Genomic DNA, 8,278 nt, shown 5'->3' on the forward strand with positions numbered 1-8,278 from the left:
TGCCGGCCGGATTCAGGCTGGTGGTTTCATGTCAGATAAAGCAGGGGCAGGCACAACCCAGGTAGATGTGGTGGTTATCGGTGCCGGCGCAGCCGGGCTGATGTGTGCGGCCACGGCGGCCTACCAGGGCCATCGGGTGCTGGTGCTGGACCATGCCAACAAGGCCGGCAAGAAGATTCTCATGTCCGGTGGCGGACGTTGCAATTTCACCAACCTGAATACCACACCGGAGCATTTTGTCTCCGCCAACCCGCATTTCTGCAAATCGGCTCTCAAGCGTTATACCCCTTGGCATTTCGTGGAGCTGGTGGAGCGTCACGGTATCGAGCACGTGGAAAAAGCGCCCGGGCAGCTATTCTGCGCGGATTCGGCCAAAGACATTCTCGGCATGCTGCTGACGGAATGTGAGTGGGCCGGAGCCGAGATCCGCCTGAAGACCGATATTCGACGCGTCAGACAAACAGAATCGGGCTTTTCGCTGAGCACCAGCGGGGGGACCGTCCAGTGTGCGAAGCTGGTGGTGGCCTGCGGTGGCCTATCGATTCCCACCATGGGGGCCAGCGGTTTTGGCTACCAACTGGCGGAACAATTCGGGTTAAACGTTCTGCCTACCCGTGCCGGCCTGGTACCGTTTACCCTGCAGCCTGATGACAAGGCCTGGCTGGCAGCCCTGTCAGGTATCAGCACGGACGTGGTGGCGCAAACCTCAGCGGCGTCCTTCGCCGAGCCCATGTTGATAACCCATCGTGGCCTGTCCGGGCCTGCCATGTTGCAGGTTTCCAGCTTCTGGACGCCGGGCCAGCCGGTGACCGTGGACTGGCTGCCCCAGGTGGCGGATCCGTTCGAGCAACTGGTGGAGGAGCGCCGGGCACACCCCAACCGTGGCCTGGAAAGATGGTTGCGCCAGTACTTCTCCCAGCGGCTGGCGGCTGCGCTGGCCGAGCAATTCGGCTGGCAAGGCAATCTCCAGCAGTTCAATAATGAACGGTTGGCCAGCGTTGCCGCGACGTTGAAAGGCTGGGCGTTCAAACCCTCTGGCACAGAAGGCTATCGCACCGCGGAAGTGACCCTGGGCGGGGTGGACACCGATGCGATTTCCTCAAAAACCTTTGAAGTCAAAACCGTACCGGGCCTGCATTTCATTGGCGAAGTGCTGGATGTAACCGGGCAGCTGGGGGGCTTTAATTTCCAGTGGGCCTGGGCCAATGGCTGGTGTACGGGGCTGGCGCTGTAAATCGCTGCCTTGGTGGACGATTGGATGAAGTGAACGGCATCCTGAAACGCTTGCCCCTCTGAGACCCCCTTTCTATGATGAAGGTTAATAAGTGCGCGGGCAGGTGGGGTGGTGGTGAGTGACACGGATAATGATGAGCTAATCGGGCAGATTTACGAAACCGCGCTTTCCCCCGGCGACTGGGTGGATCTGGTCGATACCATTACCAGCTGGACAGATATTCCCTCAGGCCCTCCGTCGGACTTGGTAAGCACCGATATCGATAGCCGCAGAACCCCAGCGGAAGTCGAAGTGCTGATCAATCATCTTGATCGTGCCGTACGTAGCAGTGCGTACATGCATGCGCTTGAGGATCGCACCCGTATCCTCAACGACATGTATAACCAGATGCCCTGGCCCATGCTGATGCTCGATGAGCGGATGGGGGTGCTCGAATGCAATCCGGTAGCGGAACAGGTGTTGTCCTGTGGGCCAGTGGAAATCCTGCCGGATCGCTCCTTGCAGTTCAGTGACCGGGAGCTGCGCCAGTCGTTGAAGCGTGTGATTTCACTGGAAACGGGGCGGGAAACACAGCTTCTCAACTCCCAGCAAGACTCGGTTTCCTTACTCTGCCTGCCAGTGAAAAAATCCGATGCGCCGGGCAGTATTTCTCAGGTACGAACCATCGTCTGGGTATTGGCCGGACAGAGCATGGTGACACCCTCGCCGGAGATGCTTCGGTCCGTCTTTCACATTACCCATGCAGAATCTCGTTTGCTGCACCTGCTTTGCAAAGTCGGCAATCTGAACCAGAGTGCCGAGCTACTCAATATCAGCGTGCACACGGCGCGTACTCAGCTCAAGTCCACCATGAGTAAACTCAACGCCAGCAGCCAAGTGCAATTGGTTAGCCAGGCCATGGGGCATGCCCTGGTGCAAGCCGCCCGGTTGCCGCAGGTGCAGGCTGAACGTGAATTTACACTGACGCTGCCCGACGGCCGGGTACTCAGCTGGTACGAGTATGGCGATCCGAATGGGCGCCCGGTGCTGACGCTGGATAACCTGGGCGCTGCGGTGCCCGATCATACGTTTTTTGATGGCTGGTACCGGGAAAAAGGCTTACGCATGATCATGATCGTGCGCCCGGGATATGGCATTTCTACCTACAAGAAAAATTTTGAATTCCGGGATTTTGGTGACGACATCCAGGCCCTCTGTCAGCACCTGAAAATCCAGCGCCCACCGATGGCCGCGTATTGTGGTGGTGGCCCCTATGCCCTGTGCGCAGCCGCCACGCATCCGGATCTTTTTGAGCGGTTGGGCATTCTTGCCAGCACTGTCCCCATCGAGCATTTCGAACTGGATAAACTGGACCGTTTACACAAGATGTTCCTCCGGCTTTTTCGTCGTGATCCACGTCTCTTTGTGTTGATGGGGCGGCTCGGGTTACGTGGTGTGCAGCACGCCCCGGAAAAATATTTTGCCAAGCTCGCCAAGTCGCTCTGTCAGCACGATCAGGAGGTTCTTGGCAATCCGGATTTACTGAGTCGCTTAATCAAGTGTATGCGGCGGAGCCATTTTCAGGGGGCAAAAATTCTTATCGATGAATACCTGCGTCTGCAGTTTCCCTGGAAAGTAGATCTGGGTGATATCGCCATTCCGGTGATGCATTGGCATGGTGAAGACGACCGTATTATCTCTATCGGCAGTGCTCGTGGTTTGGCGTCCGATATTCCCGGTGTAGCATTCCGCAGCTTTGCAGGATTGGGGCGTTTTATGATTTATGCGGTTTGGGAGGACTTCCTCAGCGAATTACTTGAATTGCCGGCGGACACTCAGAGCGGCTGACCGTCTGCTGGGGGAGGAGGCAAATGCTCAGACAATACCCGGGAATTTTGCCTTGAAGTCCTCGGGCACCGGCATCACGCCGTGGTTGTGGTGATCAAAGAAAACGAAGCCCTGTTTGGCTAGCACCACCAGTTGCCCGCTGGGTTGTTTGGTCACCCGGAAAATCAGGTCCGCCCCGTATTTGTTGAAATCCATCAGCCCCACTTCAAACTGCAAGTCGTCCTGCGCAAAGCTTTCAGCACGATAGCTGGCTACCAGATCGGTCACCACGATACGTTCCTGACTGTAATCAATATCGCAGAAAAACCGGTAGCGGGCCTCGGAAAGTAGCGAAATCATCTGATCATTGCCCACATGTTTGCCGGTATTCAGGTCGGTCATGCGCACGTTGATGGTGTGGGTGTAAAGAAACTGTTCAGGCAAATCCAGCGTAACGCGCGCCATGGGAGGCTCCGGTGGGGGGCAAGCGGTTATTTTAGCAAGTGCCAATGGCGCATGTGAAATGGCATTTTAATAAGTGGGCTTGCGGTGCCCAGGTGCGGGCCCGGTTGCTGGCGGCCCTGCAGGCGAATTGGCCCAACGGGAACGTGCTACGGTTCTGGCTCCTGCGAACAATAGTGCCAACACCTATGACTCAAGGAGGATCCCATGGCCAAATCCAGCTGGCGCCCGACACAGATTCCTGATCTCACCGGCAAGACCATACTGGTTACCGGAGCCAACAGCGGTATTGGCCTGGAAGCGGTGAAATTATTTGCCGCCAACGGTGCAGAGGTGATCATGGCATGCCGTAACACGGCCAAGGCGCAAGCAGCCGTGGAGCAGGTCAGGGGACTGACACCGAATGCCAGCTTGATTGTTATGCCGCTGGATCTGGCCGATCTGGCATCGATAACGGCGTTTGTTGTGGCACTGAAAGAGCGTATCAGCAAGCTGGATATTCTGCTCAACAACGCGGGCTTGATGGCGCCCCCGCTACAGCGCACCAAGGATGGTTTTGAAATACAGTTCGGTACCAATCATCTCGGCCACTTTGCGCTTACCGGCCCTTTGCTGGAACTGCTGGAAGCGGCGCCGGCTCCGCGCATCGTGCAGATCTCCAGCCTGGCGCACCGTAGCGGCAAGATCATGTGGGGAAATCTCAATGCCGAGAAGCGTTATTCCCGCTGGCCGTTCTATTGCCAGAGCAAGCTGGCTAACCTGGTTTTCGCCAAAGATCTGCACCGCCGTTTACGCAAGCGTGGTTCAAACATCCAGGTGATGGCTGCCCACCCTGGTTACTCGGCGACCCATCTGCAGGACACCATTCCCGGCGGCGGTCTGTTCAACAAGGTTATGGCTCAGCCAGCCGAGATGGGCTGCCTGCCGGGGGTGATGGCGGCCACCAGTGATGAGGTGGTCTCCGGAGGCTATTACGGACCGGATGGAAAAATTCTCGAGTTGCGAGGCTACCCGGCACCGGCCTTTGCCCGAAAAATCACGAATAATGAAACGCTTGCGCAACGGTTATGGGAGGAATCCGAACGCCTCACCGGTGTTCGCTACCTGAATGCATAAGTGCATTGAACAGGAAGTAACATAAGCCGTTATTATTGAAAGGTACGCCAGCAGGCGTGTGGCCAATGGTCTTTGAAAGGGGATAAAACGTGGGGGGATATGTCGATGGGTTGTTTCGGGCTGCGACGGTGGGGTTGGCTTTGTGGGGGGCATTGTGTGCACCGCACGCCATGGCTGTGGAATTTGCTTTGCAAGATGGCAGTGTGCTGACAACGGACGAGAGCAATTTCGTCATGGAAGATAATGCCGTCACCGGCCCGGTGACCATTACCAGACCCGATGGCATGGTGTCGAAAGGAGAGATGATAAAAGGTGGGTGGCAAGGTCCGGTGAAGATCTTTGTTCCTGCTACCGGGCTGCGATTTGTGGGCTTGTATGACAAAGGCGTGCAGCTCTCGATGTATTCGGAGCTGGAAGCAGATATAGCTATTGGGCGCTTCGATAAGGCGTTTGCGATTCGCGGTGAACGGCCATTCATGGGGCTCAGCTTTAAGGAAGCGGCCGAGCCTGCTGGTACAGCATACGTCGGTATTGAAAACGTGATTTATAATTCCCCTGCATACTTGGCGGGTTTCCAGTCGGGCGATCGAGTTCTGGATTATAACGGCAAGAAATATAGAGACATGGGCACTCTGGTCTCGGATATCCAGACTGTCCGTTTCGGTGACACGGTAACTTTTCGGCTGCAACGCAATGGTGAGCCACTAACGATAACCTTTGCGCCCCATATCATTCCCGCGGACCACGCCCTGGTGAAGAACGGGAAGCTCACGGCCTCGAAAACCCTCCTTTGGCAAGCCATTCAACGGTCGCCAACACAAAGTGGTTTGGCTGATTACATCAATGATGTGGCAGACCCGGCTTACCTGCCGAAGGCTAAGCTGCTCAGGGAAACGTTAAACAAGCAGGAAGCAGCGGCGTATGAACGTGCGATAAAAACCAACACGCTGGCAGGTTACATCGCTTATTCCTCCATCTATGACCTATCTGCTAACCGCAGAGAGGTTGACAGGCGCGTGCTCGGGATCCAGGAAAAAGCGGATGATCCGGTTGCCGTATACCGGGCGTATCGGCAAGCGTGTCGTGCCTGTGGTGATATTTTTCCGGGAAACTATGCCTTGTTGAACGTCGGGCCTGATGAGAGCGCGACGGTGGGCGCGCTATTGAAGCGGGAGAAGGCAGGCGCGAGTATGGGCGAGTTACAGAACATCATCGACAGCCATCCGTTCTTTCGTTATCCAGAACTGACCCCAGAGAATCGGGATTTGTTATTGTTCCTTGGCATGAGCGAAACATTGATTGTGGCACTGGAACGTGGAGCTCAACAGCGCAGTGTTGCAGCCCGTTCACCAGTGGCAGCGGGCCCATCATCCTCTGTTCAGAGCACCCTAACCGACACGGCAGTGGAGTGCACCAAGCTAGCCGTTGCCCTGGAAGGCTGCGACCGGTTGGGCTCTTTTTCTGCCATGGGGTGCCGCGCTGTGGTGAGAAAAAAATTCCAGTGTCCGGGTATGTAGAGAGTACCGGTCTTAAAATCTGCTTGTACCACAACAGCAAACGAACCGGTGGCCTGCATGCCATTTGAAAAAGACAGCAAGGACAACACAAGACATGACAGATATCCCATTGGCGAAGGCTTTAAAGCGTGCTGCACAGGAGCCGTCGCAACGGCCAGCTTTTTACCGGGCTCTGATGGAGGCGGATGTATTTGTGATCGGTCATACGGACCAGCCTGACCTGAACGCGCAGGGCCACCTCACCATTCCTGCCGGGGCCAATGTGTCACTGGTAAATTGGGAAAAGGCCGATGGAAGCCCCGTGATTCCGTTTTTTACCCATCTGGAAGCGCTGCAACTGGCCATCGATGCCGAGACGTCTTACCTGTCACTGCCTGCCCGCAGCCTGTTTGAACTGACGCGTGGGGCTACACTGTTCCTCAATCCGAAATCGGATCACGGCAAGGAATTTGTTCCTCACGAAATTGATGCCCTGCTGGATACCGGCATGAACCAGAAAGCCGACACCCGGGTGGTGGAGAAAGAAACGCGGGTGATGCTTGGCCAACCAGCAGAGTATCCCACGGCCATGGTGGAGGCCTTGCAGCAGCTTCTGCCTGACCACCCTGGTGTGACAGCCGCCTATCTATGCCTGATGCATGATCCTGAAATGTCGCAGAAGCCGACGTTGGTGGTGGGATTTGAAGGGCTGGATCTGGAGGTTGCCATGTCTGAGGCAGGATCTGTGGTTGTGGATACCGCTCCATCCGGCCAAGCGGTTGATTTCGTGGTCGTCAATGGAACGGGTATTGGCGAGTACATGAAAAAGAGTGGGGCGTTTTATGAAAAAGGTTGAGCAATAATCAGTGATGTATGAAGAGGGAGGGCACTGGTTTGGGTAGGGTGTCTGCTCCTTAGAGCAGGCTCTGACACCGAGCGCGACACCCCGTCGTGCAGAAGTTGGCACCGCGTCTGTATAACCAGACACAGGGACGGGTCCTTACAGCCCTACGATAGCCTCGTGCTCCTTCCCCCCCTTTTTGTGACATACGACACCTTGATGGTGAAAAGCGCAATGATGAAAATCCGTTTCCTTCATGTGACCCGAATTGCCACTGTTGGCCGCTCCTTCTGACTCGTTTTGCAACCCTTTCTTCTGAGGTTGATTGCTAGGATCCCCATGGCTCGGCGTTGCCGATTCATGAAAAGCAATAAACCTTTCGATGGAGAAAAGGGAAAATGATAAGAGCTTCAATTATTACGTCACTGGCATTGGGGTTGATGGCCTGTGGTGGTGATTCCAGCAGTAATGGCGTTGCTGATGGGACAGAGACTGTTCCAAATCCAACTGATATAAATACCTGTTTCTGGACAGGGCCTTACATCAAGGAAATTCCTGCCCGGAATTTTGCTTATCCGGATACGGGGGCCGCGTATTGGAGTGCACAATACACGTTGCCGGAAGGGGCCACGTTAAAGCTGAAGGGCGACTTCCCCTACGCGCGATACATTTCGTTTAACAGCTACCGTTCCGATGGTACGCCAGCCCACGCCATTAGTGATAATGCGATTGTGCCTAATGCGGGCGCAATTAATCCCTTTGCCGGCGGAGCTGAGCGCCAGTCTGAGTTTCGTGGCTATGAGCTGGAAGTGGCTGCCGGTGAAGCGCCGGAAAGCGAAGCGGCCAATACGCTCTACGACTACGCGGAAGACGGCGATAGCACCTTGCTTTACCGCGTTTATGTGCCGGATGAGGGAAAGGACCTGGCTGGAGGAGTCAAGCTTCCCGAGGTCGAGGTGACTCTGGCAGACGGTAGCACCGTATCCGGTGAAGCCGCATGTGACGCAGTGGAGTCCAGCTCGGATAATATTACCGTTCCCCGTGTTCCTGCGGATGTTTACGCTGCAGCAAGTGAGAACAACCCGGCAAATGATCCTCCGGTATGGCGTGCAGCCTATAACTTTGCCCACTCTCTGGCCTGTTCCTTTTACGGTAGCTGCAACACGGATCCGGAGCGTGAGGTTTCCTGGTTTGCGAACTTGGACAACCAGTATATTTCCACTCATGTAGTGGTCAAGTGTTTTAGGCCACCGTCTTTTGAGCTTTCCAGTAGGCCTGTTCTGCCACATTCGGCGGCAATCCGCCGTTGTGTTTATGAGGCCG

The 8,278-nt window shown here is 55.6% G+C and carries 7 protein-coding genes; 6 read left to right on the forward strand and 1 reads right to left on the reverse strand.

The window, feature by feature from the left end:
• Positions 1–28: 28 nt before the first annotated feature.
• On the forward strand, positions 29–1,234 hold the full coding sequence (locus tag CL546_RS09885; protein WP_290494539.1) for a BaiN/RdsA family NAD(P)/FAD-dependent oxidoreductase: 1,206 nt from the start codon (positions 29–31) through the stop codon (positions 1,232–1,234).
• Between the two features lie 114 nt (positions 1,235–1,348).
• On the forward strand, positions 1,349–3,061 hold the full coding sequence (locus CL546_RS09890; RefSeq protein ID WP_290494541.1) for a bifunctional helix-turn-helix transcriptional regulator/alpha/beta hydrolase: 1,713 nt from the start codon (positions 1,349–1,351) through the stop codon (positions 3,059–3,061).
• 27 nt (positions 3,062–3,088) lie between these two features.
• Here the strand turns inward: CL546_RS09890 and CL546_RS09895 are convergent, their stop codons facing one another.
• Positions 3,089–3,505, reverse strand: a complete 417-nt coding sequence (locus CL546_RS09895; RefSeq protein ID WP_290494543.1) for a thioesterase family protein — start codon at positions 3,503–3,505, stop codon at positions 3,089–3,091.
• A gap of 204 nt (positions 3,506–3,709) precedes the next feature.
• Between CL546_RS09895 and CL546_RS09900 the strand changes: the two genes are divergently transcribed.
• From CL546_RS09900 to CL546_RS09915, 4 genes are all read left to right on the forward strand, one after another.
• The gene (locus tag CL546_RS09900) at positions 3,710–4,618 is read left to right on the forward strand and encodes an oxidoreductase (protein WP_290494545.1); all 909 of its coding nucleotides are present in this window, start codon (positions 3,710–3,712) and stop codon (positions 4,616–4,618) included.
• Between the two features lie 89 nt (positions 4,619–4,707).
• A complete protein-coding gene (locus tag CL546_RS09905; protein ID WP_290494547.1) occupies positions 4,708–6,135 on the forward strand; it encodes a PDZ domain-containing protein in 1,428 nt (475 codons plus the stop codon).
• A 94-nt stretch (positions 6,136–6,229) separates the two neighbouring features.
• Positions 6,230–6,970: an enhanced serine sensitivity protein SseB C-terminal domain-containing protein gene (locus CL546_RS09910; RefSeq protein WP_290494549.1), complete on the forward strand. Its 741-nt coding sequence runs from the start codon at positions 6,230–6,232 to the stop codon at positions 6,968–6,970.
• Between the two features lie 383 nt (positions 6,971–7,353).
• Positions 7,354–8,278 (forward strand): hypothetical protein (locus CL546_RS09915; protein ID WP_290494551.1); only part of this gene is annotated, 925 nt, incomplete at its 3' end.

It is taken from the genome of Alcanivorax sp. (assembly GCF_002726155.1).
GTDB lineage: Bacteria > Pseudomonadota > Gammaproteobacteria > Pseudomonadales > Alcanivoracaceae > Alcanivorax.

Excerpts from the sequence above, each read along its gene's own strand:
- CL546_RS09895 (WP_290494543.1), bottom strand. The coding sequence starts at position 3,505 with ATGGCGCGCGTTACGCTGGATTTGCCTGAACAGTTTCTTTACACCCAC.
- CL546_RS09885 (WP_290494539.1), top strand. The coding sequence starts at position 29 with ATGTCAGATAAAGCAGGGGCAGGCACAACCCAGGTAGATGTGGTGGTT.
- CL546_RS09910 (WP_290494549.1), top strand. The coding sequence starts at position 6,230 with ATGACAGATATCCCATTGGCGAAGGCTTTAAAGCGTGCTGCACAGGAG.
- CL546_RS09900 (WP_290494545.1), top strand. The coding sequence starts at position 3,710 with ATGGCCAAATCCAGCTGGCGCCCGACACAGATTCCTGATCTCACCGGC.